Source organism: Shimia sp. (assembly GCF_049116215.1).
Taxonomy (GTDB): domain Bacteria; phylum Pseudomonadota; class Alphaproteobacteria; order Rhodobacterales; family Rhodobacteraceae; genus Shimia.
Map to the genome: position 1 here is coordinate 250,974 of NZ_JAGDZB010000003.1, position 23,983 is coordinate 274,956.

Annotated in this window: 22 protein-coding genes; 8 read left to right on the forward strand and 14 right to left on the reverse strand. The window is 57.6% G+C overall.

The annotated features are described in order from the left end of the window. Positions 1-114 precede the first annotated feature (114 nt). Positions 115-354, forward strand: coding sequence for an Lrp/AsnC ligand binding domain-containing protein (locus JXR15_RS09845; RefSeq protein ID WP_164641951.1), 240 nt, complete (start codon positions 115-117; stop codon positions 352-354). 23 nt (positions 355-377) lie between these two features. Continuing rightward, the gene (locus JXR15_RS09850; protein ID WP_422053058.1) at positions 378-761 is read left to right on the forward strand and encodes a nuclear transport factor 2 family protein; all 384 of its coding nucleotides are present in this window, start codon (positions 378-380) and stop codon (positions 759-761) included. Here JXR15_RS09850 and guaD read toward each other — a convergent pair. Continuing rightward, positions 758-2,044, reverse strand: coding sequence for a guanine deaminase (guaD, locus tag JXR15_RS09855; RefSeq protein ID WP_422053059.1), 1,287 nt, complete (start codon positions 2,042-2,044; stop codon positions 758-760). The genes JXR15_RS09850 and guaD overlap by 4 nt on opposite strands. A gap of 143 nt (positions 2,045-2,187) precedes the next feature. Between guaD and mgtE the strand changes: the two genes are divergently transcribed. Continuing rightward, positions 2,188-3,576: a magnesium transporter gene (mgtE, locus tag JXR15_RS09860; protein ID WP_422053060.1), complete on the forward strand. Its 1,389-nt coding sequence runs from the start codon at positions 2,188-2,190 to the stop codon at positions 3,574-3,576. A 13-nt stretch (positions 3,577-3,589) separates the two neighbouring features. Then, a complete protein-coding gene (locus JXR15_RS09865; RefSeq protein ID WP_422053709.1) occupies positions 3,590-4,147 on the forward strand; it encodes a 5-formyltetrahydrofolate cyclo-ligase in 558 nt (185 codons plus the stop codon). 3 nt (positions 4,148-4,150) lie between these two features. On the opposite strand, the gene JXR15_RS09870 is transcribed toward JXR15_RS09865, so the two are convergent. Next, entirely contained in the window at positions 4,151-4,408 is a 258-nt protein-coding gene (locus JXR15_RS09870; RefSeq protein WP_422053061.1) for a DUF333 domain-containing protein, read from the reverse strand. A 149-nt stretch (positions 4,409-4,557) separates the two neighbouring features. On the opposite strand from JXR15_RS09870, the gene JXR15_RS09875 reads away from it, so the two are divergent. Together JXR15_RS09875 and JXR15_RS09880 are read left to right on the forward strand one after the other, a co-directional pair. Then, on the forward strand, positions 4,558-5,376 hold the full coding sequence (locus tag JXR15_RS09875; protein WP_299419703.1) for a TIGR00282 family metallophosphoesterase: 819 nt from the start codon (positions 4,558-4,560) through the stop codon (positions 5,374-5,376). A 175-nt stretch (positions 5,377-5,551) separates the two neighbouring features. Continuing rightward, positions 5,552-7,330, forward strand: a complete 1,779-nt coding sequence (locus JXR15_RS09880; protein ID WP_422053062.1) for an SLC13 family permease — start codon at positions 5,552-5,554, stop codon at positions 7,328-7,330. A 198-nt stretch (positions 7,331-7,528) separates the two neighbouring features. On the opposite strand, the gene lpdA is transcribed toward JXR15_RS09880, so the two are convergent. The 7 genes from lpdA to JXR15_RS09915 form a co-directional block, all read right to left on the reverse strand. Beyond that, positions 7,529-9,259 carry a dihydrolipoyl dehydrogenase gene (gene lpdA, locus JXR15_RS09885; protein WP_422053063.1) on the reverse strand — a complete coding sequence of 577 codons (1,731 nt, stop codon included), beginning with the start codon at positions 9,257-9,259 and terminating at the stop codon, positions 7,529-7,531. 11 nt (positions 9,260-9,270) lie between these two features. Continuing rightward, on the reverse strand, positions 9,271-10,530 hold the full coding sequence (gene aceF, locus JXR15_RS09890) for a dihydrolipoyllysine-residue acetyltransferase (protein WP_422053064.1): 1,260 nt from the start codon (positions 10,528-10,530) through the stop codon (positions 9,271-9,273). Between the two features lie 24 nt (positions 10,531-10,554). Continuing rightward, complete coding sequence (aceE, locus tag JXR15_RS09895; RefSeq protein ID WP_422053065.1) at positions 10,555-13,209, reverse strand: pyruvate dehydrogenase (acetyl-transferring), homodimeric type; 2,655 nt, start codon at positions 13,207-13,209, stop codon at positions 10,555-10,557. Between the two features lie 200 nt (positions 13,210-13,409). Then, positions 13,410-14,750 carry a uracil-xanthine permease family protein gene (locus JXR15_RS09900; RefSeq protein ID WP_422053066.1) on the reverse strand — a complete coding sequence of 447 codons (1,341 nt, stop codon included), beginning with the start codon at positions 14,748-14,750 and terminating at the stop codon, positions 13,410-13,412. A 65-nt stretch (positions 14,751-14,815) separates the two neighbouring features. Then, complete coding sequence (locus tag JXR15_RS09905) at positions 14,816-15,325, reverse strand: ureidoglycolate lyase (RefSeq protein ID WP_422053067.1); 510 nt, start codon at positions 15,323-15,325, stop codon at positions 14,816-14,818. Beyond that, positions 15,318-16,736 (reverse strand): allantoinase PuuE, encoded by a 1,419-nt coding sequence (gene puuE / locus JXR15_RS09910; RefSeq protein ID WP_422053068.1) that lies wholly within the window; start codon positions 16,734-16,736, stop codon positions 15,318-15,320. The genes JXR15_RS09905 and puuE overlap by 8 nt, the downstream gene beginning before the upstream one ends. Before the next feature lie 129 nt (positions 16,737-16,865). Further along, positions 16,866-17,792, reverse strand: a complete 927-nt coding sequence (locus tag JXR15_RS09915; protein WP_422053710.1) for a LysR family transcriptional regulator — start codon at positions 17,790-17,792, stop codon at positions 16,866-16,868. Positions 17,793-17,953: 161 nt separating this feature from the next. Between JXR15_RS09915 and gph the strand changes: the two genes are divergently transcribed. Both gph and JXR15_RS09925 read left to right on the forward strand, forming a co-directional pair. Then, complete coding sequence (gph, locus tag JXR15_RS09920) at positions 17,954-18,607, forward strand: phosphoglycolate phosphatase (RefSeq protein ID WP_422053069.1); 654 nt, start codon at positions 17,954-17,956, stop codon at positions 18,605-18,607. A gap of 104 nt (positions 18,608-18,711) precedes the next feature. Beyond that, positions 18,712-19,287 (forward strand): PA14 domain-containing protein, encoded by a 576-nt coding sequence (locus JXR15_RS09925; RefSeq protein WP_422053070.1) that lies wholly within the window; start codon positions 18,712-18,714, stop codon positions 19,285-19,287. 116 nt (positions 19,288-19,403) lie between these two features. Here the strand turns inward: JXR15_RS09925 and JXR15_RS09930 are convergent, their stop codons facing one another. The 5 genes from JXR15_RS09930 to parE form a co-directional block, all read right to left on the reverse strand. Continuing rightward, on the reverse strand, positions 19,404-20,078 hold the full coding sequence (locus tag JXR15_RS09930) for a hypothetical protein (protein ID WP_422053071.1): 675 nt from the start codon (positions 20,076-20,078) through the stop codon (positions 19,404-19,406). Between the two features lie 44 nt (positions 20,079-20,122). Further along, on the reverse strand, positions 20,123-20,869 hold the full coding sequence (locus tag JXR15_RS09935; RefSeq protein ID WP_422053072.1) for a hypothetical protein: 747 nt from the start codon (positions 20,867-20,869) through the stop codon (positions 20,123-20,125). A gap of 69 nt (positions 20,870-20,938) precedes the next feature. Further along, positions 20,939-21,379: a hypothetical protein gene (locus JXR15_RS09940; RefSeq protein WP_422053073.1), complete on the reverse strand. Its 441-nt coding sequence runs from the start codon at positions 21,377-21,379 to the stop codon at positions 20,939-20,941. 148 nt (positions 21,380-21,527) lie between these two features. After that, complete coding sequence (locus JXR15_RS09945; RefSeq protein ID WP_422053074.1) at positions 21,528-21,818, reverse strand: hypothetical protein; 291 nt, start codon at positions 21,816-21,818, stop codon at positions 21,528-21,530. A gap of 30 nt (positions 21,819-21,848) precedes the next feature. Beyond that, a complete protein-coding gene (gene parE, locus JXR15_RS09950) occupies positions 21,849-23,807 on the reverse strand; it encodes a DNA topoisomerase IV subunit B (RefSeq protein WP_422053075.1) in 1,959 nt (652 codons plus the stop codon). Positions 23,808-23,983 lie beyond the last annotated feature (176 nt).

Below are 23,983 nucleotides of genomic sequence, written 5' to 3' on the forward strand. Positions count from 1 at the left end.
ATAGTCGGCCACCTTATAGGCAGCGTGCGCAGGCGGGCCAAGGGGGCGCAGTTTGCGATTGTGGTCAGGGTGGCATTTGTGCCAGCTTACACCCAAACCGACATGAGGGCTTTTATGACCACCTGCGTCTTTATCCAGATCCGCTGCAAACCCGGCACCACCTACCGCGTGGCCGAAGAGATCGCACTAAAAGAAATCCACTCCGAGTTACATTCCACCAGCGGCGAGTATGACTTGCTGATGAAGCTTTACATCCCTGAGGGTGAAGACGTGGGCAAGTTCATCAACCACCATATGCTGGATATTGCGGACGTCGAACGGACGTTGACGACGCTGACGTTCAAGGCGTTTTAAAGCCTCACAAAAAGGAAAACGCCATGGCCGATTTGGACACAAACAAAGCCAACGCCATGGCGTTCTACGATCTGATGTTTAATCAGAACAAGCCGCGTGAAGCGATAGAGATCTACGTTGGTGCTGAGTACATCCAGCACAATCCGCATGTCGGCGACGGCAAAGAGGCCTTTATCACTTACTTTGAACGCATGGCCGCCGAGTATCCTGGTAAGAAAGTGTACTTCAAACGCGCCATAGCCGAGGGCAACATGGTGGTGTTGCACTGCCATCAGGAATGGCCGGGTGACGAAGACTACGCCGGCATCGACATCTTCCGCTTTGATGACAACGGTAAGGTGGTGGAGCACTGGGATGTGTTGCAAACCATCCCGGCGACCTCATCCAATGACAACGGATTGTTCTAGACCACTTTGCCGTTGATCCAGGCGGCCGCGATGGCGCGGTCATCGCCCATCATGATGGTTGGGAAAAGCGCTTCCCACAGATCATTGGCCCGCGCCGACCGCTGCGCAATCTCCGGCGTGCTTGCCAAATCCAACACCACCAGATCGGCTTCCAAGCCGACGGCCAGATTGCCGATCTTGTCTTCCATATGCAGCGCCCGCGCTGAGCCTTGCGTGGCCAGCCACATCAGTTCTGCCGCATGCAGCGGGTTGTGCCGCAGTTGTCCAACCTCATAAGCGCTAGCCATGGTGCGCAGCATCGAAAAACTGGACCCGCCGCCAGTGTCGCTCGCCAGGCCAACCCGTTGACCGGCGGCCATAAGTCCACCCATGTCAAACAGGCCCGACCCGATGAAGGTGTTGGAGGTCGGACAATGTACCAATCCAGCCCCAGCCTCACGCAGCCGGTCCTTTTCGCGTTCTTCCAGATGGATCGCATGGCCGTAGAGACCTTTCTCCCCCAAAAGGCCAAATTGCTCATAGGTGTCTAGGTAGTCCCGCGCCTCAGGGAACAATTCCGCCACCCAGGCAATCTCGTCGGTTTGCTCACTCAGATGGGTCTGCATCAGGCAGTCAGGATGGTCCGCCCACAGACTGCCAAGCGCTTCCAGCTGTTCCGGAGTAGAAGTTGGCGAAAACCGTGGCGTGATAGCATAGCTGATCCGGTCCACGCCGTGCCAGCGTTCAATCAAAGCTTTGCTGTTGTCATAGGCGCTCTGCGGCGTGTCGCGCAGACCGTCCGGCGCATTGCGGTCCATACAGGTCTTGCCGGCAATCACCCGCTGTCCCCGCGCTTGCGCCGCCTCAAAGAAGGCATCCACTGATTCCGGGTGAATGGTGCAGTAGCTCGCCATAGTGGTCACGCCGTGTTTGGCGGTGAGGTCGAGGTAGGTGGCCGATATCTGATCCGCATAGGTCCGATCGCCAAAGCGCATCTCTTCGGGGAAGGTGTAGCTGTTGAGCCAATCAATCAACCGCTTGCCCCAACTCGCAATGATGCCGGTCTGTGGGTAGTGCACATGGGCATCCACAAAACCCGCAGAGATCAGCTTGTCGCCATAATCCACAACCTGCGCCGCAGGGTAGGCCGTGCGCATGGCGTCCGCTGTGCCAACCGCCACAATGCGCCCCCCCTCGACAACAACCCCGCCATGGGTCTCATGCCGGGCGGCGTCGACACCGGCCTCAAAAGGATTGGCGGCAAAGCTCAGCGTCTGCCCAAGCAGTAGGGTCTGTGCGCACATAATTCTCTCCAATCTCTTGAGGGCGGGTCTTTTTTCGGCACCAACAGGTCGTGTCCCATTGAGTCCTAGCTTTGATTTACTCTATGGTCCGTGGCAAGTCCAAGGCCACACAAACTGGCCCATCGCCATGAAGGGAGCGCGTCATGCCCAACACAGAGTTGCAGACCGCGCCCGAAGCAGACAGCGAAGACTACACACTCTCAAAGAAACTTGTGGCGGGCGTGCTCTACGCGTTGGAGGCGCAAGACCGGCACACGTTGATCGAGCTGACCGAGCCGCTGCACCCGGCAGACATTGCTGACCTTCTGGAACAGATCAACCCGTTTGACCGCCGTCGCCTTGTGCAGCTTTACGGCGAAGAGTTTGACGGCGATATCCTGTCGGAACTGGATGATGGTCTGCGCGAAGACGTTATGGCGGTTCTCCAACCGGACGTTCTTGCCGACGCGGTGCGCGATCTGGAAAGCGATGACATTGTCGACATCGTTGAAGACCTCGATGAACCGGCGCAGGAAGCCATCCTTGAAACGCTTGAGGATGCAGATCGTGTCGCCGTTGAGCAGGCGCTGAGTTATCCGGAGAACACCGCTGGCCGCTTGATGCAGCGCGAAACCGTTTGTGCGCCAGAGCATTGGACGGTTGGCGAGGCAAGCGACTATCTGCGCAATGCCGAAGAGCTGCCGGAACAGTTTTACCATGTGATCCTTGTGGACCCCCGTATGAAGCCGATTGGCAATGTCACATTGGGCAAGCTGATGTCTTCTCGCCGGGAGTTGCCGCTGAAGGATCTGATTGAAGACGTGTTCCAGATCATCCCCGTCACACAGGATGAGGAAGACGTGGCCTATGCCTTCAACCAGTACCACCTGATCTCCGCCCCGGTGGTAGACGAGGACGACCGGCTGGTTGGGGTGATTACCATTGATGACGCGATGGTCGTGCTCGATGAGGAACACGAAGAAGACATCCTGCGTATGGCGGGTGTGAGCGATGAGGCCAGCCTGTCTGACACCATCCTCGATGCCGCCAAAGGCCGCGCTACCTGGCTGTTTGTGAACCTGCTCACCGCCATTCTGGCCTCCGGCGTGATCAACCTCTTTGCGGACACAGTAGATCAGATGGTCGCGCTTGCGGTGTTGATGCCGATTGTGGCCTCTATGGGGGGCAATGCAGGCACCCAAACCATGACCGTGACCGTGCGTGCGCTGGCCACCAAAGACCTCACTGCGCAGAACGCCTGGCGGGTGATCCGTCGGGAGGTGTCTGTTGGGGCGCTCAATGGCGCGCTGTTTGGCCTGATCATGGCGGGAGTGGCCGGTGTCTGGTTTGGCGTTCCGATGTTGGCGGTGGTGATTGCCGTGGCGATGTTCCTTACGCAGGTTGCCGCCGCGCTGGGCGGTATCCTGATCCCTATGGCACTGGACCGACTAAACATAGACCCAGCTTTGGCGTCCGGTCCTTTCGTCACCACGGTGACCGACGTGGTGGGCTTCTTCCTCTTCCTTGGGTTGGCCGCCCAAGTGCTACTCTAACGCGGAGACATTGCTGATGGACCTGACAGAACAAAAAGCCGCCTCTCGTAAGGCGGCCTTTGCCCGCCGCAAAGACGCCTTTGCCAACGCAGCCCCCGGCCAATCCGCGCATCTCTCCGAAGTGCTGGCAGGCTACCGTAGTGTGCCGCTCGCAGGCTATATGCCGATCCGCACCGAGATCTCTCCGCTTGCGGCAATGGCCGAAGCCTCGGCCCACGGCCCCGTCGGGGTGCCTGTGATCCAAGGCGAGGCCATGCCGCTGGAGTTCTCCCGCTGGGAACCGGACGGCGACTTGCGAGACGGCCCCTTTGGCGCGAAAGTGCCTGTAGAGGACAACTACTTTGACCCAGAAATTGTGATTGTGCCGCTGGTGGCTTTTGACATCAAAGGCGGTCGGCTGGGCTATGGCGGGGGGTTCTATGACCGCACACTGGAACGCCTACGAGCCCGTCGCGCCACATTGGCAATTGGTTTTGCCTTTGATGCACAAGAGGCTGACCACTTGCCTTTGGAAGACACCGATCAGCCCCTGGATATGATGATCACGGAAAGCCGCATCATCGAGTTCTAAACTTTAGAGGTCCGGGTTCGCCCCGGTCGCATTGGTGCGGAAGTACTCCCAGGCATCCTGCTCACCGCCACCTTTGAACTTACAGACACCGTATTCGTTGCCTTCGGCATCCTTGCGGATCTCATAGCCGTGCCCCTGATTGATACAGAAGGTTGCGGCTGGGTTGGCTGCATCTGCTGCCTGGTTGGGCGCGCTGTACTCATCACAACCTGCGAGGACGGCCAAACCACCGGCCGCGGCCACTGTCAAAATTGCTTTCATGAAAAACATCCTGTGTTGTCAGTTCCGGTTTAAGATATCGCCTAATTGGTGTGGCACAAGAGGGGACCACACGTGCCAGCGCGATGTTACGCCACATTCCGCCGGTCATACTCTTGCCAAGCGGGAAACTCCGTCCTAGGACCGTCTCCATGAAAATGCTTTTCCTTGGTGATGTGATGGGCCGTGCGGGACGTGCGGCTGTGGTGGAACGCCTGCCGAAGCTGCGCGACGATTGGCGGCTGGATTTTGTTGTTGTGAACGGCGAAAACGCCTCCAATGGCATGGGCTTGTCGGGCGCGCACGCCAAAACGCTGCTCGACGCGGGAGCAGACTGTATCACCTTGGGCGATCATGCCTTTGATCAAAAAGACATGTTGCAGTTCATTCAGAATGAGCCGCGAGTCATTCGGCCGCTGAATATTGCGCGGGGCGATGTGCCGGGCAAAGGCTTTCGCGTGTTCACCGCCCGCGCTGGGCGTAAGGTGCTGGTGACACAGGCTCTGGGGCAGGTGTTTATGAAACAGCCCTATAGTGACCCGTTCTCAGCGGTAGACCAAGTACTGCGCGCCCATCCACGTGGCGGCATGGTGCAGGCGGCGATTGTCGACATGCATTGCGAAGCCACATCTGAGAAAATGGGTATGGGGCATTACTGCGATGGTCGTGTGAGCTTGGTTGTGGGCACGCACACCCATGTGCCAACCGCAGATACCCAGATCCTGCCCGGCGGCACCGCGTTTCAGGCCGACGCCGGCATGTGTGGGGATTACAACTCGGTGATTGGTATGCAGAAAGAAGAGCCCATGCGCCGCTTTGTGACTGGCATGCCAAAATCACGCTTCACGCCCGCGCTGGGCGAGGCCACGCTCTCCGGTGTCTACGTCGAAACAGATGACCGCACAGGCGCCGCAACCCGGATCGAAATGGTGCGACAGGGCGGCCGGTTGAGCCAATCTGGCCCCAGCTGACGCCACTGAATTGCGGTCAAAATCAAAACGATCTGCAATCAGGGGGATGGCGCGGATACATATGCGCCTGAACGCAGCCTGAAGCGATCCAAGCACTATGATGCACCTGCGGAAAATCTGTTGCCCAACAGGGCCTTCATGCTAAACGTTGGCCGCTGGTAACAACGGACTTAGTATGGACCTTTTTGCATTTTCGCAGACCACACAGGCGGTTTTGGCCCTTCTCACTGTATTGGGCATGTTTGTGCTGTTTCTGCGCGAAGCGTATCCCACCGAGGTTGTGGCCATCGGCGGCGTTGCTGTGCTCTTGTTCTTAGGGGTGCTGCCGTACCAAGCTGCGCTTGGGGTTCTGTCCAATCCAGCCCCATGGACCATCGCGGCGATGTTCATTGTCATGGGCGCTTTGGTGCGCACAGGTGCGTTGTCGGTCTTTACTGCCTTGGCGGACGGGCAAGCTCAAGAACGTCCACAGATCGCGATCACGGTCCTATTGTGCTTTGTGGTCATCGCTTCGGCATTTGTCTCCAACACACCTGTGGTGGTGGTTATGATACCGGTGTTCACCCAACTGGCACGTACGCTGGGAACATCGGCGTCTAAGCTTTTGATCCCATTGAGCTATGCAGCGATCATGGGGGGAACACTGACCCTTATCGGGACGTCCACAAACCTTCTTGTTGATGGTGTGGCCCGCGACCAAGGTTTGCAACCGTTCAGAATCTTCGAAGTCACGCCTCTGGGCCTGATTATTGTCGCATGGGGCATGGCGTATCTTTACTTTTTTGGCCGCCGTTTGCTGCCGGAACGCGCCAGCATGGCGGATCTTTTGTCTAACCGCAGTCAAATGAAGTTTTTCACCGAAGCGGTTATCCCGCCGGAGAGCAACTTAATTGGTCGGGAAGTGACTGGCGTGCAATTGTTTAAGCGCGACGGCGTGCGTCTGGTTGACGTGATCCGGGGTGATACCTCGCTGCGTCGCAACCTTGGCGCGGTCACGCTCCAGGTCGGCGACCGTGTCGTTCTGCGCACCAAAATGACAGAGTTGCTTAGCCTGCAACGAAACAAGTCTCTGAAACGATTGGATCAGGTCGGCGCGGTGGAAACCACCACCGTAGAAGCGCTGATCACGCCTGGCTGCAAGATGGTGGGTCGCCGTTTGGGCGCACTGCGCCTGCGTCGCCGCTATGGTGTCTATCCGCTGGCGGTGCACCGCCGGAATCAGAATATCGGCCAACAGCTGGATCAACTGGTGGTGCGTGTTGGCGACACGCTGCTGCTTGAGGGCGCACCTGAGGACATCCAACGTCTGGCCACCGATATGGACATGGTTGACGTGTCCCACCCGTCAGAGCGCGAGTACCGCCGGGGTCACGCCCCAATTGCGCTTGGCTGTATGGTTGGTATCGTGATCCTGGCCGGCATGGGCGTCGCACCGATCCTCTATCTGGCGATCCTGGCGGTGGCCGTGGTGCTGCTGACCCGCTGTATCGACGCGGATGAGGCGTTTTCTTTTGTCGATGGCCGTCTGCTGTCGTTGATCTTCTCAATGCTCGCCATAGGGGCTGCGCTCTCACATTCCGGCGCAGTGTCACTGATTGTGAATGGTCTGGCACCCGGGCTGCAAGGCTTGCCGCCATTCCTTTTGATTTGGGCGATCTACCTTTTGACCTCCGTGCTGACCGAACTTGTGTCCAACAACGCCGTGGCCGTAGTGGTGACGCCTATCGCCGTGGGTTTGGCACAGGCCATTGGTGTGGATCCGCGCCCCTTGGTGGTCGCCGTGATGATTGCAGCCTCGGCCAGCTTTGCGACACCCATCGGCTATCAGACCAACATGCTGGTCTTTGGTCCGGGCGGCTACAAGTTCACCGACTTCATGCGTGTCGGCATTCCGTTGAACATATCAATTGGCATTCTGGCCTCTGCGCTGATCCCGTTTTTCTGGCCGCTGTAAGGCTGTTCTGACGTCGTGCAACGGGCGTTGCGTTTACTGTTGCGCGCCTTTGGCAGCTGAAGATACGCACCTCCGCAATACAGCCGCGATACAGACAAAATACCGACGTCCAAACAGCGTCAAATTTGCCGATTAATTCGCCAACAAAAAAACGCGCCGCAGAGGCCTGCGACGCGTTGAATTTTGGTCAGGTGTAGATCACTTCTTTTTGCGCGGGGGCATCAAGTCGGTGATCGTGCCTTCAAACATTTCAGCAGCAAAGTTGATGGTCTCACTGAGCGTTGGGTGGGGGTGAATGGTGTGTCCCAAATCAACCGCATCCGCGCCCATTTCGATGGCCAGCGCCACCTCGGCAATCAGGTCACCAGCGTTGGGTCCAACAATCCCGGCGCCAATCACGCGCTCGGAATCTTCGTCGAAAATCAACTTGGTAAGCCCTTCGGAGCGGCCCAGAGACAGCGAGCGCCCGGACGCGGCCCAAGGGAACACACCCTTGCCAACCTTCATGCCTTCGGCCTTGGCCTGTGTTTCTGTGACACCCACCCAAGCGACCTCAGGATCGGTGTAAGCCACAGACGGGATTACCCGCGCATCAAAGTGACGTTTGTGCCCCGCAGCCACCTCAGCGGCCACTTTGCCCTCGTGCACGGCTTTATGCGCCAGCATTGGCTGTCCAACAACGTCACCAATGGCAAAAATGTGAGGCACTCCAGTGCGTTGCTGGCTATCGACCGCAATGAACCCACGCTCATCCACAGTCACACCAGCCGCTGCTGCATTGACCTTTGCCCCATTTGGGCGACGACCTACTGCAACAAGCACTTTGTCAAACGTATCAACCACTTCGCCCTTCGGACCTTCCATGGTGACCTCAAGACCAGCGTCCGTTGCTTTAACCGCAGTGACTTTGGTTTTGGTTAGGATGGCCTCATACCGTCCTTCAATCCGTTTGTGCAGCGGTTTTACAACGTCTTTGTCCGCCCCGGGTATGATCTGATCCATGAACTCAACGATGGTCACTTTGGAGCCCAATGCATCATACACGGTGGCCATTTCCAGGCCGATGATGCCGCCGCCGAGCACCAGCAGGCGCTCTGGCACATCTTCCAGCTCCAGCGCGCCGGTGCTGTCGATCACGCGAGGATCATCATGGGGAATGAAGGGCAGGGTGACCGGCTCAGAACCGGCCGCGATGACGCATTGGTCAAAGCTGACGGTGGATTTTTCACCGTTGTTGTCGACCTCAATCATGTTGGGGCCAGCGAAAGAGCCGTAGCCGTTCACAACCTGAACCTTACGCGTTTTTGCCAATCCGCCAAGACCGCCAGTCAGTTGATTTACAACGCTTTCTTTCCAGCCTCTCAGTTTGTCGAGGTCAACCTCGGGCTTGGAAAAGCTGATGCCATGCTCCGCCATTTCTTCGGCTTCGGTAATTACCTTGGCAGAGTGCAGCAGGGCTTTGGAGGGGATACAGCCCACGTTCAGGCAGACGCCGCCAAGCGAACTGTCTTTCTCGATCAGCACAACCTTTTTGCCAAGGTCCGCGGCGCGGAACGCTGCCGTGTAGCCACCTGGGCCAGAGCCCAGCACCACCACTTCGGCATGCACATCTCCAGCGCCGGATGCGGTGCCGGTTGCAGCCATTGCTTGCGGCGCGGCTGGCGCCTCCGGAGTGGCAGCCTTAGGCGCCTCAGCAGCACCTTCCGCTTCCAACACAAGGATCAGGCTGCCTTCGGACACAGCGTCGCCTTCGGCCACTTTGATATCCTTCACCACGCCAGCGGCGGGCGAAGGCACTTCCATGGTGGCCTTGTCGCTTTCGACCTCAATCAGCGGGTCTTCGGCGGCAACAGTGTCGCCCACAGAGACCAGAACGGAGACCACGGGAACTTCGGAAAAGTCCCCAATATCAGGTACTTTGACGTCCATCTTTGTTCTCCTTACCACATCAACTTGCGCATATCGCCAAGCAGGGTTTTGAGCGTCACGGTGAACCGTGCGGCCAATGCCCCGTCGATGGCGCGGTGGTCATAGCTGAGCGACAATGGCTGCATCAGGCGCGGCACAAACTCTTCGCCGTTCCAGACCGGCGCCATTTTGGAGCGGGTTAGACCGAGGATGGCCACTTCCGGTGCATTCACGATTGGCGTGAAAGATGTACCACCAATGCCGCCGAGGCTGGAAATGGTGAAGGTCGCGCCTTGCATGTCGCCGCTCTTCAACTCACCTGCGCGGGCTTTGCCGGACAACTCCATGAGATCTTTTGAGATTTCCACAATGCCCTTGCGATCCGCATCTTTGATCACAGGCACAACCAAGCCGTTTGGCGTGTCTGCCGCAAAGCCGATGTTGTAGTAATCCTTCTTGATCAGCTTATCGCCGTCCGGATGAATCGAGGAGTTCACTTCCCAATGCTGTTTCAGCGCCGACACAGACGCTTTGATCACAAAGGACAGTAGGGTCACGCGATAGCCTTCTTCCTTGGCCATCGTGTCCATCTCTTTGCGGTACTTGTCCAGATCAGTGATGTCCGCTTCGTCGTTGTGGGTTACGTGCGGAATGTTGAGCCAGCTGCGGTGCAATGCCGGGCCGGACAGTTTCTTGATGCGTGGCATCTCGACGTCTTCGACCGGACCAAATTTGGAGAAGTCGACAGCCGGGATCGGCGGAATGCCCATGCCGCCCTGTGCTGCGCCACCGGCGGCAGGCGCTGCTGCTGTGGAGCTCTTCAGGAAAGCTGTCACATCTTCACGCAAGATACGACCTTTGCGGCCGGACCCGTTCACCTTGGCCAGATCTACGTCCAACTGGCGTGCAAAGGCACGCACAGAGGGGGAAGCGTGGGTTTTGCCAAACCCGGCATCGGTCACCGCCGCCGGAGCAGCTGCGGCTACTGGGGCTGGTGCTGCCGCTGCAGGCGCTGCAGTTTCCGCTTTAGGGGCAGGGGTCTCCGCTTCGGTGCCACCCTCTGCTTCCAACATCAGGATCAGCGCCCCCTCTGATACGGCGTCGCCTTCGGACACTTTGATCTCAACCACTTTACCAGCCGCTGGGGATGGCACTTCCATGGTGGCCTTGTCGCTTTCAACTTCGATCAGCGGGTCTTCGGCGGCGACCACGTCACCGGTGCTGACCAGGACGGAAACCACTGGAACATCAGTGAAATCGCCGATGTCGGGAACTTTGACTTCAATTGCCATTGCTAATTTCTCCTCTCTTCCCGATCACACCAGGCGCGGGTTCGGCTTGGCGCCGTCGATGTCGTATTTGGCCAGTGCGGCCTCAAGGTCTTTCTTGGTCACAGCGCCCTCTTTGTAGAGGTCTACCATGGCCGCAGCTGCAATGTGGTTTGCGTCAACCTCAAAGAAGCGGCGCAGGTTCACACGGCTGTCAGAGCGGCCAAAGCCGTCTGTGCCCAACACGGTATAGCTGCCCGGCACGCAGGTCCGGATCTGCTCTGCGAAGTTCTTCATGTAGTCGGTTGCCGCAATCACTGGGCCAGTGGCCTTGGAGAGCTGCTGCGCCACAAAGGACACTTTCGGCTCTGCCAGCGGGTTCAGTCGATTGTGGCGGGCCACATCCTGACAATCCCGTGCCAGCTCGTTGAAGCTGGTGGCTGACCAGATTTCCGACGTCACTCCGAAGTCCGTTTCAAGCATTTCTGCCGCCTTCATGGCCTGCACCAAAATGGTGCCTGAGCCCATCAGCGTCACATGCTTCTTGGACGGTTTCTTTACCTCTTTGAAACGGTAGAGGCCTTTGATGATCTCGTCTTCCACACCCATCGGCATATCCGGATGGGCATAGTTTTCGTTCATGAGTGTGAGGTAGAAGAACACATCTTCCTGGTCTTCATACATCCGTTTCATACCGTGCTGCACAATCACCGCAACTTCGTGTTGGAAGGTCGGGTCATAAGAGATGCAGTTCGGAATGGTGCCTGCAAGGATGTGGCTGTGGCCGTCTTCGTGCTGCAGACCCTCGCCGTTCAGCGTGGTCCGGCCAGCTGTGCCGCCCAGCATAAAGCCACGCGCACGGCTGTCGCCTGCGGCCCAGGCCAAGTCGCCGATGCGCTGGAAGCCAAACATGGAGTAGTAGATGAAGAACGGGATCATCGGCACGCCGTGGTTCGAGTAGGCGGTGGCTGCTGCAATCCAATCTGCCATGGCGCCAGCTTCGTTGATGCCTTCCTGCAGAACCTGACCGTTGGTCGATTCCTTGTAGTACATCATCTGGTCGGCGTCTTGCGGCGTGTATTTCTGTCCTTCCGGGTTGTAGATGCCCACCGAGCGGAACAGGCCTTCCATCCCAAATGTGCGGCTTTCATCCGGCACAATCGGCACGATGTTCTGGCCAATCTGCTTGTCCCGCAGAAGGGTTGTCAGAATACGTACAAAGGCCATGGTGGTGGAGATCTCGCGATCACCGGTGCCTTTGAGCTGCGCGGCAAATTTGTCCAGCGCTGGAATCTCCAGCTTAGGCGATTGGCTTTCACGTTTGGGGAACTCCCCGCCAAGCGCTTTGCGGCGGTCCGCAAGATAAGCTTTTTGCGCGTTGTTGAGTTTTACAAACGGCGCATCTCCCACATCTTCGTCGCTGACCGGGATCTCAAAGCGGTCGCGGAAGGCGCGCAGCTGATCCTCGTTCATTTTCTTTTGCTGGTGCGTGGTGTTCTGGCCTTCGCCAGCGGTGCCCATACCGTGACCTTTAACGGTTTTTACCAGCAGGCAGGTTGGTTGACCTTTGGTGTCGCTGGCCCGTTTGAAGGCAGTGTAGACCTTTTGTGGGTCGTGACCACCACGACGCAGGGACCAGATCTGTTCGTCGGTCCAGTCCTTCACCAATTCGGCAGTTTCTGGGTACTTGCCAAAAAAGTTTTCGCGAATGTAGGCGCCGTCTTTGGATTTGAAGGTCTGATAGTCGCCATCAACGGTTTCATCCATCAGCTGACGCAGCTTGCCAGAGGTGTCTTTCTCCAGAAGCTCGTCCCAACCTTTGCCCCAGAGCAGCTTGATCACATTCCAGCCCGCGCCGCGGAAGTCGCCTTCGAGTTCCTGCACAATCTTGTGGTTGCCCCGTACAGGGCCATCCAGGCGCTGCAGGTTGCAGTTCACCACGAAGATCAGGTTGTCGAGGCCCTCGCGTGCTGCGAGGTCAATGGCGCCACGGCTTTCCGGTTCGTCCATCTCGCCATCACCGAGGAAGCACCAGACCTTGCGGTCGGCCATGTCGATGAGGCCGCGGTTGTGCATGTATTTCATGAACCGCGCCTGGTAGATCGCCATCAGCGGACCAAGGCCCATGGAGACGGTTGGGAACTGCCAATAATCTGGCATCAGCCAAGGGTGCGGGTAAGAGGACAGGCCGCCGCCATCGACTTCAGAGCGGAAGTTTTCCAGCTGCTCTTCGGTCAGGCGTCCTTCCATAAAGGAGCGCGCATAGATGCCAGGGATCACATGACCCTGGAAGAACACAAGGTCGCCGCCGTGGATCGCAGATTTGCTGCGCCAGAAATGGTTCAACCCTATATCATACATTACCGCAGAGGAGGCAAAGGAGGCGATGTGACCGCCGTACTCGCTGCTCACTTTGTTGCGGCGCACCACGGTTGCCATGGCGTTCCAGCGGTTGATGGTGCGGATGCGCCATTCCATGTCCAGATCGCCAGGAAACTCTTCCTGATCGTCGGTTGGGATGGTGTTCTGATACGGCGTGGTCGCCGAGAAGGGCAGGGTCGCGCCGGCCGCACGGGCTTGCTGCACCGCTTTGTCGAGCAGGTAATGTGCTCTGTCAGGTCCATCCCGGGCGATCACATCCTCAATGGCGTCCTGCCACTCCTGGGATTCTACCGGGTCGATGTCTGGAAATTCATTTGCCATGCGGCGTCTCCTCCACTGCAATCCGCGTTTCAAATCTTATAGTTTAATATTAAACAATTGAGCTAGTGCGCACGTTGCATGGGTCCCATGCGTCTGGTGCAAGGCTCGATCAAAAGGATATTGTGGCAGTGTAGCGTAGTTATCAGGAAAAAAAACAGGGACCCGAAGGTCCCTGTAAGTCACTTGAATTAAAGAGGTTGTTAGTCTTCGTGAGGAAGAACCAAGTTCAGCACAATCGCGCAGAGGGCGGTTGGTGCCACAGCTGAGGTCATCAGCGTTTTCACAACACCCGGCAGATATTGCACGGCGGTTGGCACAAGGTTCAGGCCCAGACCCACAGCGAGCGATACAGCGATGATCACCATGTTGCGGCGGTTCAGCTCCACTTCGGACAGCACGTTCAGGCCAGCCGAGGCCACCATGCCAAACATCACGATCACACCGCCGCCGAGAACCGGCAAAGGCATCGAGGCAATCACAGCACCCACTTTTGGCATCAGACCACAGAGGATCAGGATGATGCCGCCAATGGTCACCACGTGACGGCTCATAACGCCGGTCATGCCGACAATACCTACGTTCTGCGAGAACGAGGTGTTTGGCAGACCACCAAAGACACCAGCGATAGCTGTACCGAGACCGTCCGCATAGGTTGCGCCCTGGATCTCTTCGTCGGTTGCATCGCGGCCAGCACCCGCTTTGGCAGTGGCGGAGGCGTCTCCTACGGTTTCAATCGCGGAAACGATGGACACCAATGTCACGGCAATCACCGCACCAAGGCTAAATTCAAAGCCATATGGCAGTGGCGTGATGCCGGTCACCCAGGAAGCCTTGGCAACGGCGCCGAAGTTCACCATGCCGGAGAGGTACGCCACAACGTAACCTGCGATCAGGCCCACCAGAATGGCCGCGCTGGATAATGTGCCTTTGGTGAAAAACTTCAAGACGAGAGCCACAATGATCACAGTCAAAGCCACGGTCCAGTGCTTCAGAGAGCCAAAGCTTTCCGCTTCCATTTGGAATTGCGCCGCGCCACCAGCAGCGTATTTGATCGCCACTGGGATCAGATAAAGACCAATCGCCAAGATCACCAGTCCGGTGACCAGCGGCGGAAACAGCCAGCGCAATTTGCCAATCACAGAGCCAAGCGCGAAGTGGATGACGCCGCCAATGATACAAGCGGTCAGAGCGACGCTAAGGCCTTGGGTGGCGGCAACACCGGCCAGCACACCAACAAAGGCAAAACTGGTGCCCTGCATGATTGGCAGGCGCGCGCCAATGGGGCCGATCCCTACGGTTTGGAACAGGGTTGCGATGCCGGCAAATAGCATGGCCATCTGTATCAGATAGACTTGTTCAGCCCCACCAAACGCGAGTCCGGCCGCGCCAGCTACAATGATGGATGGGGTTACGTTGGAGGCAAACATTGCCAAAACGTGTTGGAGTCCCAGCGGGATTGCCTGCCCCAATGGGGGCGTGACGTTTGGATCGGAGTATTGTCCGGTCGCTTGTTTTTCCTGAGCTGTCATAGTGTCAGCCATGTCCTTCTCCTGTCGGTCGTTGAGCCCCGCCGCTTCATTTTACGAGCAGCTTAAGGGCGGTTTGGTCAGGGGATACCTGACCCTTGGTTTTGATCCGCCACCACTTGGTAAGCAGTGTCGAACCAAAATTCTTCGAGATTGGCACCGTCGCCAATGCGGTCCACCACGGCAAAAAGGCCGGGGGCTGCAAGCGGGGTCAAAACGCCGTGCCATGTGTTTCGATGGAAGTTGATGGCTTGTCCCGGTTGCGTCTGAAACGCCATAGGTTTATCCGGCTTGCCGCCCAAATCTTTGGCAACAACTACAAGGAATGCGTGTTCCGTCATCGGAATGAAAGCCTGACTTCCGTCCGGATGGCGCTCAACCATATCTAGTGTGTAGGGCAGGCTGCGCGGCTGCGCGTTAAACAGGCTGATGCCCGCGCGGCCATCGGCAAAGTCCATCTCTGCCAAGTCGTGGTGACGGCCACACATGCCTTGATTGATGATTTTGTCAGCTTCCGTCTTGAGCGTGATGACATCGCCAAAGGGCGCGAATGCCTCTGCTGTCAGGGGCTGGATGGCGATTTCAGTCACGGTAAAGATCCATCAGCCGGAATTCTGCAATGCGTTCAACTTGTTTGCAGGCTTCCGCAAACTCGGTGACGCTGTCGTTGCCGATCCGACGCTCAAAAGCCGCCATGATCGAAGCTTTGGTGTGGTCACGCACTGCTATGATGAATGGGAAGCCGTGTTTGGTCACATAGTCGCTGTTCAATTGAGTGAAGTTTGCGCGCTCTTCATCCGTGAGCATATCCAGACCAGCACCGGCCTGTTCAGAGGTGCTTTCCGCGGTCAGACGACCGGCGGATGCCAATTTGCCCGCAAGATCCGGGTGTGCGTTGAGCACGCCAAGACGCTCTTCGTCACTTGCCCTGCGGAAAGCCCGACACAGTATACTGTGAACCCCCGCGGCACAGTCGTGTGCGGCCCCCAATTCCAACGTATGGGCACGTTCCGCAATCCAGGCGGAATGCTCAAAAATGCCGCCATACAGCTCCACAAATCGAGCTTTGTCCATTTCGCTGGGGCGTTCGATCCGATTGTGTGGATGTGTCTGTGCCCAGTGTTCCGCAATCTCGATACGTCGCGGGGTCCATACGCCCTCAAAGCCCTGAATGTAGTCGAGGAATTGCGCCAATCCGGCGAGTTTGCCTGGACGGCCAATCAACCGGCAGTGCAGGCCTATCGACATCATCTTGGGGGCGCCTTCGCTGCCTTCGGCATAGAGCACGTCAAAGGCGTCTTTGAGGTAGGTGAAAAAATCTTGCCCTGTGACCCAGCCCGGAGCCGTGGCGAAGCGCATGTCGTTGGCTTCCAGTGTATATGGGATGATCAGCTGATCGCTGTCTCCATATTCGCGCCAGTATGGCAGGTCGTCATCGTAAGTATCCGAGATATAGGCAAACCCACCTTCTTCGGCGACGAGCCGCACAGTGTTCTCGGAACAACGCCCCGTGTACCAACCGCGCGGACGGTCGCCGACCACTTCGGTGTGCAGCCGAACCGCTTCGGCAATGGACGCGCGTTCCTCCGTCTCGGGCATGTCTTTATGCTCAACCCACTTGAGGCCGTGACTGGCGATCTCCCAATCCGCGGCCTTCATGGCCGCAACCTGTTCTGGGTTACGCGCCAGCGCACTTGCCACGCCGTAGATGGTCACAGGAATGTCTTTGCCAGTGAACAAGCGATGCAGGCGCCAGAAACCGGCACGCGCGCCGTATTCGTAGATCGACTCCATGTTCCAATGACGCTGGCCCTGCCATTGGGCGGCGCCTGGAATGTCGGAAAGAAACGCCTCAGAGGCTGCATCGCCATGCAGAACGCAGTTTTCGCCACCTTCTTCGTAGTTCAGCACAAATTGAACAGCAACTTTGGCGTCATTGGGCCATTGTGCGTGTGGTGGCTTAGGGCCGTAGCCTCGCATGTCCCGTGCATAACGCATCACGCCAAATCTCCCCTGTTTCGCGATTGCTTCGTTTTACCTTATAAAGCGCGCCGTGACTTTCCAATTTTTCTTGAAAGAGTTGTTGTCACGAGAAACCCGTAAAAAAGAGATTTGTGCGAGGGCTCACCGTTAGGTGCTTGCGGCTGCTTCCTTTTTCTGAAGCGCCGCTTGCAAGCGCGGCGTCATAAACTCAATCAGGAGCCTGGTTTTTGGATCTTGGTGACGACGGTGTGTGTACAGCAGTGCCATTTGGATTGGCATGGGCGGGGTCCCTGATAGGACCGAAACCAAGGCGCCAGATGTCAGATGTTCCGCAATCTCGAATTCGGGTTTGAGCGTGATGCCATGGCCCTCAAGAGCCCAATCGGTGAGGACGTCGCCGTCATCGGATTCAAATGGGCCTTTGACAGCAAACCGGCGAGTGCCCTCTGCTGTCTCCAACGGCCATTGGAATTCAGGAGCACCAGGATACCGCAAATTGAGGCAGTCATGGGTGCCATTGGTCAATTCCTCGGGGCTGGTTGGCGCGCCTCGGTCTGACAGGTATTTTGGCGAAGCACATAAGACGCGCGGGCAGTCCGCGATTTTGCGAATGCGTAGAGTGCTATCTTCCGGAACACCCAAAAAGAACGCTACATCAAGGCCTTCTGCTGTTAAATCCAACTTGCGATCAGACAATCGCAAGCGCAGATCAATGAGCGGGTATTCCTTTTTAAACTCAGGGATCAGGGGGGCAATCAGGCGGCGGCCAACGCCCAACGGGGCCGCAATGTGAAGCAAGCCGCGTGGGCTTTGTGTGATGGAGTTAACCGCTGCTTCCGCTTCGTCAATGGTTTCCAAAATCTTGCAAGCGCCTTCATAGAAGGTATTGCCTTGCTCAGTGGGGTTGAGCTGTCGGGTTGTGCGGTGGAACAAGCGAACGCTGAGATAATCCTCCAACTGTGAAATCCGCGACGAGGCCACGGCTGCGGAAATGCGTTGGTCGCGAGCGGCGGCGGACATGCTGCCAAGTTCGTAGACACGTACAAAAGTGCGAATGTTGTCGATGTAGGACATGGCGATCTTCAGGCATTTCTTGAAACTGGAATTGTATTCCATGGTATCCCAAAAAAGTCGTCCGCGCCAGAGGGGCTGACATGCAAACGATTTCTTGCTTTCCATTATCGTCGCGGCGTGATTGAAAATTTGCAAAACCATAAGCTTAGGAGGCGCGTGCTATGCAGGCAGTGATCTTTGATTTGGACGGAACCCTAGTGGACAGTGCTCCGGATATTCGAGCGTCGGTGAATGTCATGCTGGCAGAAGAAGGCTTCGAGGAGTTGGACCTACCAACAGTTATTTCCTTTGTTGGCAATGGATTACCGACGTTGGTCCGTCGTGTCATGGCGTATTTTGACATTGAGGATACGCAGTTTTCGCGTCTCAATGCGCGGGTGTTGGCGATCTACAATGCGTCAACTTATGAGCACACAGTGTTGTACAATGGTGTGCGGGATGTGCTGAGTACGCTTCAAGCCAAAGGGGTGCGGTTAGGAGTTTGTACCAACAAGCCGGAAGAGCCTGCGCGGCACGTTTTGCAGGCTTTGGATCTGACGCAGTTTTTTGACATGGTTGTTGGGGGAGACACGTTTGAAAAACGGAAACCGGACCCTTTGCCTCTTTTGAATGTGATTGGCGAAACCGATTTGTCGGACGTGCTTTATGTGGGTGACAGCGAAGTTGATGCGGAGACGGCGCAGCGGGCTGGCGTGACTTTTGCTTTATTTACAGAGGGCTACCGAAAGACACCCGTAGCGGACATTCACCATGATTTCATTTTTTCAAAGTGGCGTGATTTTTTGGCAGTGGTTGAGGGAGCGCAACCGGCATAGGCCAAAATACGCGGCTTCTCTCCGATCCGCATAACTGTGACTTGCTCATTGGGGGCAGTTGGTTTTAGGCTGTTTCCAAACGCCATGACGCGAGGAGTTTGGTTGTGAAATCTTTTATTGTCAGTGCTTTGGCCGCTGTAGCTATTTTGATTGGGGGGGCTGTCTCTGCACAGACGATTGACATAACCCCGGCCAATCCTCAGCCAACGGGCGTGAAGCGGGGGCTCAAGGTCAACTACTTTACTGGCGAACGCAATGTGCGGAACCTGTCGCAGGCGAAGTCCAAGATCAAGTGGTCCAAGCCGGGTAAGCCTTTGCCAGGGTTGAACTTTCCGGACAAAGGGCAGGGCGCGCCGGTGCTGACATCGGGCAAGGCCACTTTGGTGGTTGCGGACATTAACGGGTATATCAAGTTTGATAAGCCCGGGGTCTATGACCTTGAATTCTTTAGCAATGATGGCTCGCAAATTTGGATCGGTGGCAAGTCGGTGGCGAAGCTGAACAAGATTACGGCTTGTGCCAGTGTGGGGCGGCCGAAGGTCAATGTGCCCTCGGCAGGATGGTATGATTTCAAAGTGTTATACTGGCAGAAAGAGGGCACGGCGTGCCTCGAAAGCGAGTGGAAAGCGCCTGGTGGCAAGCGTCAGCTGATCCCAAACAGCGCGTTTGGTTATAAGTAAACATCTGTTCAGAGTGATTAATTGGGGGCTTCGGCCCCCTTTTTTGTGGGCGAAATCCACGTCGGTATTCTGTCGGCATCACGACTGTTTCGCGACTGTGGCGATTTTTGCACCGATCAGCGGCAGATATTCTTAACCTGTGCGTCTTCCCACGGCAGAACCACCGCGTCTGGGCGGGGCAGATTTTCGACTGGGAAGTGCGGTGAGAGCAAAGATTTCAGGCGCGCAGTTCGTGGGGCCTCGGGGTCGAGAAATGAACAGCAGAGGTATTCCTCGACCACGGCGGCCTGTTGCTCATAACCGTAGTCCAGAAAGGTCGCGGCAGTGGCGCCTTCGAACTGATAAGGATCCGCGCCGTTTTTGTGTTCTTGGGCGGCCTTCAACGGCGTGTAGCCGGTGATCTCACGGTTCTGCCATTGCCAGACGTGCACCATTTCATGGGCGAAGAACATCGCCGCCGTCAGGTGCAGCTTCTCAGGATAGCTCGGCACGTAGTCCGGCACCGACCAATCGCGGGAGGTGTAGACGTGCTCATAGAGCACAACACCGGCGGCGGTGGCGGTGATGGTTTCCTCTTTGGGCTCCGGATTGATGCGCTCGCGACAGGCGAGGCGGGGGCGTTTTTCATATTCCCACGTCTGAATGCCCAGAGGGGCGTTTTTGGTGATCCGGATCGGTTTGGTGTCGATGGTGTCGCCCAAAACGTCAGCGGTAAATGCCCGTTCCGTATCGGTCAGGGACCGGCCACAGGAGATCAAAGCGAGACAGAAGAAAACGGGCCAGATGCGCATGTGGGGGAGACTAACAAAGCGCCTTGTGGTGGCAAGGTGGGAAATCACAGAAGGCTGTCGATTGTGCGGCCCAAGCGGAAAGGTGCCGCAAAGGCCACAAGGCAGAGGGCGATGATTTGCAGGATCAAGAGGGCGCGGCCGGATTGCAGGCGTTGCCATGAGTCGCGCAAGGCGGTGATGTCTTCGATCAGCGTGTCATAGGTGAGCGCCAGCACGCGGTAGTCGGCGGCGATCTCCGGGCGGGTGGGCGCGATGTTTTCCACCGCCATGATGGTGGGCACGTCTCGGGTGTCAAAGGCGAGGAACTCGGCCATTTCCAGCTCCGCGGTGGCTTGGGACATCTCGGCGTGATCGCGGGCGCTGCCAAACAGTAGGGAGATGCCTTCCAGTGGGGCGGCGCGTTCCGTGATGGTGAGGAACAGGGGCAGGGCGGTGTTTTCCGCTGAGGACGCGGAGAGGAATTCGACCTTTTCGCAGAGCGTGGTCAGGTCCGCGTCACTGGTTTCTGCGCAGTAGCGCAGGCGGAAGCGGGCGGCGTCAGTGTCAAAGGCGCGGGACGCGGTGTAGGCGACGGTGATCTGGCGGTTGAGGGCTGTGCTGTCCTCTTGGTAGATGCTCGCCGCGATGGCGACCACGGCGCCAACCCCGCCCAAGGCGACCCAGATCACGTCGGCCAAAAGCCAGGCCTTGGTGTCTTCCGTGCGACGAAAGAGCGTCAGCGCGCCAAGGCAGCCCAGCAGAAAGCAGGCAAGGATCAAAGGGAGTTGATAGGTTTGTAAAAACGCGGCCATGGAGGCAGCTTAGCGACGAATGGCTGAAACAGGGATCACGGCTGCGTGTCGCGACGGACTTCGGCGGACTTACTTGGGCGTGGTGACCAAGCGGCCGCCGTTCATGCATTCGGTGAAGTGGAAATCGTAAAACTTCTGGTCTTGCGCGGCCCCAGCGGCGGAGCCGATGGCGCCGCCGACCACGGCACTGCCAAGCGCGTCGCGGTGATCGCGGGTGCCGATGTAGCCGAGGCCATAGCCCAGTTGCGTGCCGGTTTGCCCGCCTTGTACACGCCCGCGCATACCGGCGGCGGCGCGGGCGTATTGGTCACAGAAGAGCTCTGTGCGCGGTTGTTTTTGCCCCCACTGGTGCGTGCCTTTGTTGGTGTTCAAAGACGGCTGATTGGAGCGCTGCTGGCTTTCTGGCGACATGAAGTTGTTCTGATGCCGCGCGGAATCTTTGCGGGCTTGGGCTGTGGCGTCAGGGACGGGCAGCAGGAGGGCGAGGATCAGGGCAAGGGCAGGGCGCATGCGGGGAGTTTGGCAGGGTGAGGTGTGTTCCACAACCTAATGCGGAATGCAGAGCATTCCGCCGCGCCCGACCCACCCCCATGGGAGGGCGCGTTCTGCACCCACCCTCGGGTCAGGCGCTGCCTAAATTGGTCTGTCTCTTCAGCTGTTAGAAGAGATGTGCGTAGACCCAGCTGAAGATGGAAAACGAGCCAGCCAGGAGCATGGCGCAAACATCCAAACAGACCAGGATAAAGAATGCCAAGGCAGTTAGAGATCTGCGTTGGGGAAAGTCAGTCATCCAAATGAGCAGAATGATCTTCGCTGCAAAAAGCGGATATGCGAGGTTGATGCCGCCAACTGTGAGGGGCAGGAAAACTTTCAGAAGAGCCGATGCGCCGATGTTGCAGAGTTGAAAGACCCAAAAAACTTTGGGATCGGAACCTTGGAGTTTGGACATCTCAGTATCTTGGAAGCGAAGCGTTATGCCTCAAACATCCAACTCCTCCACAAACCGCGCATTCTCTTGAATGTACTGGAAGCGTTTTTCGGGCTTTTTGCCCATCAGGTCATTCACCAACCCATCGGTTTCGCCGGGCTCGTCTTCGTCGATGGTGATCCGGATCAGCTTGCGGCTTTCGGGATCCATGGTGGTTTCTTTCAGGTCTTTGGCGTCCATTTCCCCAAGACCTTTGAAGCGGGACACGTCGATGCGCCCTTTGCCGCCAAGGCCTTTTTCCAGCCACATGTCTTTTTCCGCCTCATCCACACAGTAGACGCGTTTGGCCCCCTGCGTGATGCGGAAAAGCGGCGGGCAGGCCATGTAGAGGTGGCCGGCGTCGATCATCGGGCGCATTTGGGTGTAGAAGAAGGTCATCAGGAGCGCGGCGATGTGGGCGCCGTCGACGTCCGCATCGGTCATGATGATGATCTTGTCATAGCGCAGATCGTCGACGTTGAATTTGGTGCCAAGGCCCACGCCAAGCGCTTGGGTCAGGTCGTTGATTTCCTGGTTGGTGGTGATCTTGGAGCCAGCCGCACCCAGCACGTTGAGGATTTTACCACGCAGCGGCAGCAAAGCTTGCGTCTTGCGGTTGCGGGCCATTTTGGCGGAGCCGCCCGCGGAGTCGCCCTCCACGATGAAGAGCTCGGTGCCGTCGCGGTTGGTGGCGGAGCAGTCCACCAGCTTGCCGGGCAGGCGCAGTTTCTTGGTGGCAGTCTTGCGCGCGGTCTCTTTTTCCTGACGGCGGCGCAGACGCTCTTCGGCGCGAAGGACCAAGAAGTCGAGGATGGCGCCGGCGGATTTGGTATCTGCGGCCAGCCAGTTGTCGAAGTGGTCGCGCACGGCGTTTTCCACCAGACGCTGGGCTTCGACGGTGGCAAGGCGGTCTTTGGTCTGGCCAACAAATTCCGGCTCGCGGATGAAACAGGAGACCAGCGCGCAGCCGCCGGTGATCAGGTCGTCGCGGGTGATCGAGGCGGCCTTTTTGTTGTTGACCAACTCTCCGTAGGCTTTGATGCCTTTGAGCACGGCGGACCAGAAGCCGGCAACGTGCGTGCCACCTTCGGGGGTGGGCACGGTGTTACAGTAGGACTGGATAAAACCGTCGCGCGAGGGCGTCCAGTTGATGGCCCATTCGACCTTGCCGGGCACGCCAAAGCGGCCTTGGAAATCCACGGTGCCAGCAAAGGGCTGTTCGGCGTAAGTGGTCGCCTTGTCCATGGTTTCTTTGAGGTAGTCGGACAGACCGCCGGGGAAGTGGAAGGTGGCCTCTGCCGGGGTTTCACCGTCGTCGATTGCGGTTTTCCAGCGGATTTCAACGCCGGAGAAGAGGTAGGCCTTGGAGCGGATCGATTTAAACAGGCGGGCCGGTTTGAAGCGGTGGGAACCGAAGATTTGCTCATCGGCGTGGAAAGTCACGGTGGTGCCACGGCGGTTGGGGGCGGCGCCCACTTGTTCCACGGGGCCCTGGGGGATGCCGCGGGAGAAGCGTTGTTCAAACAGCTTTTTGTCGCGTGCAACCTGTACCACCATCAGATCAGATAGCGCGTTCACAACAGAGGCCCCGACGCCGTGCAGACCGCCCGAGGTCTGATAGGCTTTGCCGGAGAATTTCCCGCCCGCGTGCAGGGTGCAGAGGATGACTTCCAAGGCGGATTTGTCAGGGAACTTTGGGTGCGGGTCCACCGGGATGCCGCGGCCGTTGTCGCGGATGGTGATCGAATAGTCTTCGTGCAGCTCGACCTCAATGCGATTGGCAAAGCCCGCCACCGCTTCGTCCATCGAGTTGTCGAGCACTTCGGCCACAAGGTGGTGCAGCGCGCGTTCGTCCGTGCCGCCGATGTACATGCCAGGCCGTTTTCGGACAGGTTCCAGCCCCTCAAGGACTTCAATAGAGGAGGCGTCGTATTCGGTCGGCTGTGTTTCGGCCAGAAGGTCGTTGGGCATTCGCGGGCTGCTCTTGTTTGTGTTGCTTGGCGCGCATTATGGCAGGGGTGTGCGGCGGTGGGAAGAGGCTGGGCGCAAGAACCGTAAAGCCGCCTGTGATTAAACAGGCGGCTTTTGGAGAGAGAGGGGATGTGCGGTGCCCGGATGGAGGGATATGGGGATAGGGATACCCGGGC

Coding starts and splice junctions, on each gene's coding strand:
- JXR15_RS09845 (WP_164641951.1), top strand. CDS start 115: ATGACCACCTGCGTCTTTATCCAGATCCGCTGCAAACCCGGCACCACC.
- JXR15_RS09850 (WP_422053058.1), top strand. CDS start 378: ATGGCCGATTTGGACACAAACAAAGCCAACGCCATGGCGTTCTACGAT.
- guaD (WP_422053059.1), bottom strand. CDS start 2,044: ATGTGCGCACAGACCCTACTGCTTGGGCAGACGCTGAGCTTTGCCGCC.
- mgtE (WP_422053060.1), top strand. CDS start 2,188: ATGCCCAACACAGAGTTGCAGACCGCGCCCGAAGCAGACAGCGAAGAC.
- JXR15_RS09870 (WP_422053061.1), bottom strand. CDS start 4,408: ATGAAAGCAATTTTGACAGTGGCCGCGGCCGGTGGTTTGGCCGTCCTC.
- JXR15_RS09875 (WP_299419703.1), top strand. CDS start 4,558: ATGAAAATGCTTTTCCTTGGTGATGTGATGGGCCGTGCGGGACGTGCG.
- JXR15_RS09880 (WP_422053062.1), top strand. CDS start 5,552: ATGGACCTTTTTGCATTTTCGCAGACCACACAGGCGGTTTTGGCCCTT.
- lpdA (WP_422053063.1), bottom strand. CDS start 9,259: ATGGACGTCAAAGTACCTGATATTGGGGACTTTTCCGAAGTTCCCGTG.
- aceF (WP_422053064.1), bottom strand. CDS start 10,530: ATGGCAATTGAAGTCAAAGTTCCCGACATCGGCGATTTCACTGATGTT.
- aceE (WP_422053065.1), bottom strand. CDS start 13,209: ATGGCAAATGAATTTCCAGACATCGACCCGGTAGAATCCCAGGAGTGG.
- JXR15_RS09900 (WP_422053066.1), bottom strand. CDS start 14,750: ATGGCTGACACTATGACAGCTCAGGAAAAACAAGCGACCGGACAATAC.
- JXR15_RS09915 (WP_422053710.1), bottom strand. CDS start 17,792: ATGTCCTACATCGACAACATTCGCACTTTTGTACGTGTCTACGAACTT.
- gph (WP_422053069.1), top strand. CDS start 17,954: ATGCAGGCAGTGATCTTTGATTTGGACGGAACCCTAGTGGACAGTGCT.
- JXR15_RS09930 (WP_422053071.1), bottom strand. CDS start 20,078: ATGCGCATCTGGCCCGTTTTCTTCTGTCTCGCTTTGATCTCCTGTGGC.
- JXR15_RS09935 (WP_422053072.1), bottom strand. CDS start 20,869: ATGGCCGCGTTTTTACAAACCTATCAACTCCCTTTGATCCTTGCCTGC.
- JXR15_RS09940 (WP_422053073.1), bottom strand. CDS start 21,379: ATGCGCCCTGCCCTTGCCCTGATCCTCGCCCTCCTGCTGCCCGTCCCT.
- JXR15_RS09945 (WP_422053074.1), bottom strand. CDS start 21,818: ATGTCCAAACTCCAAGGTTCCGATCCCAAAGTTTTTTGGGTCTTTCAA.
- parE (WP_422053075.1), bottom strand. CDS start 23,807: ATGCCCAACGACCTTCTGGCCGAAACACAGCCGACCGAATACGACGCC.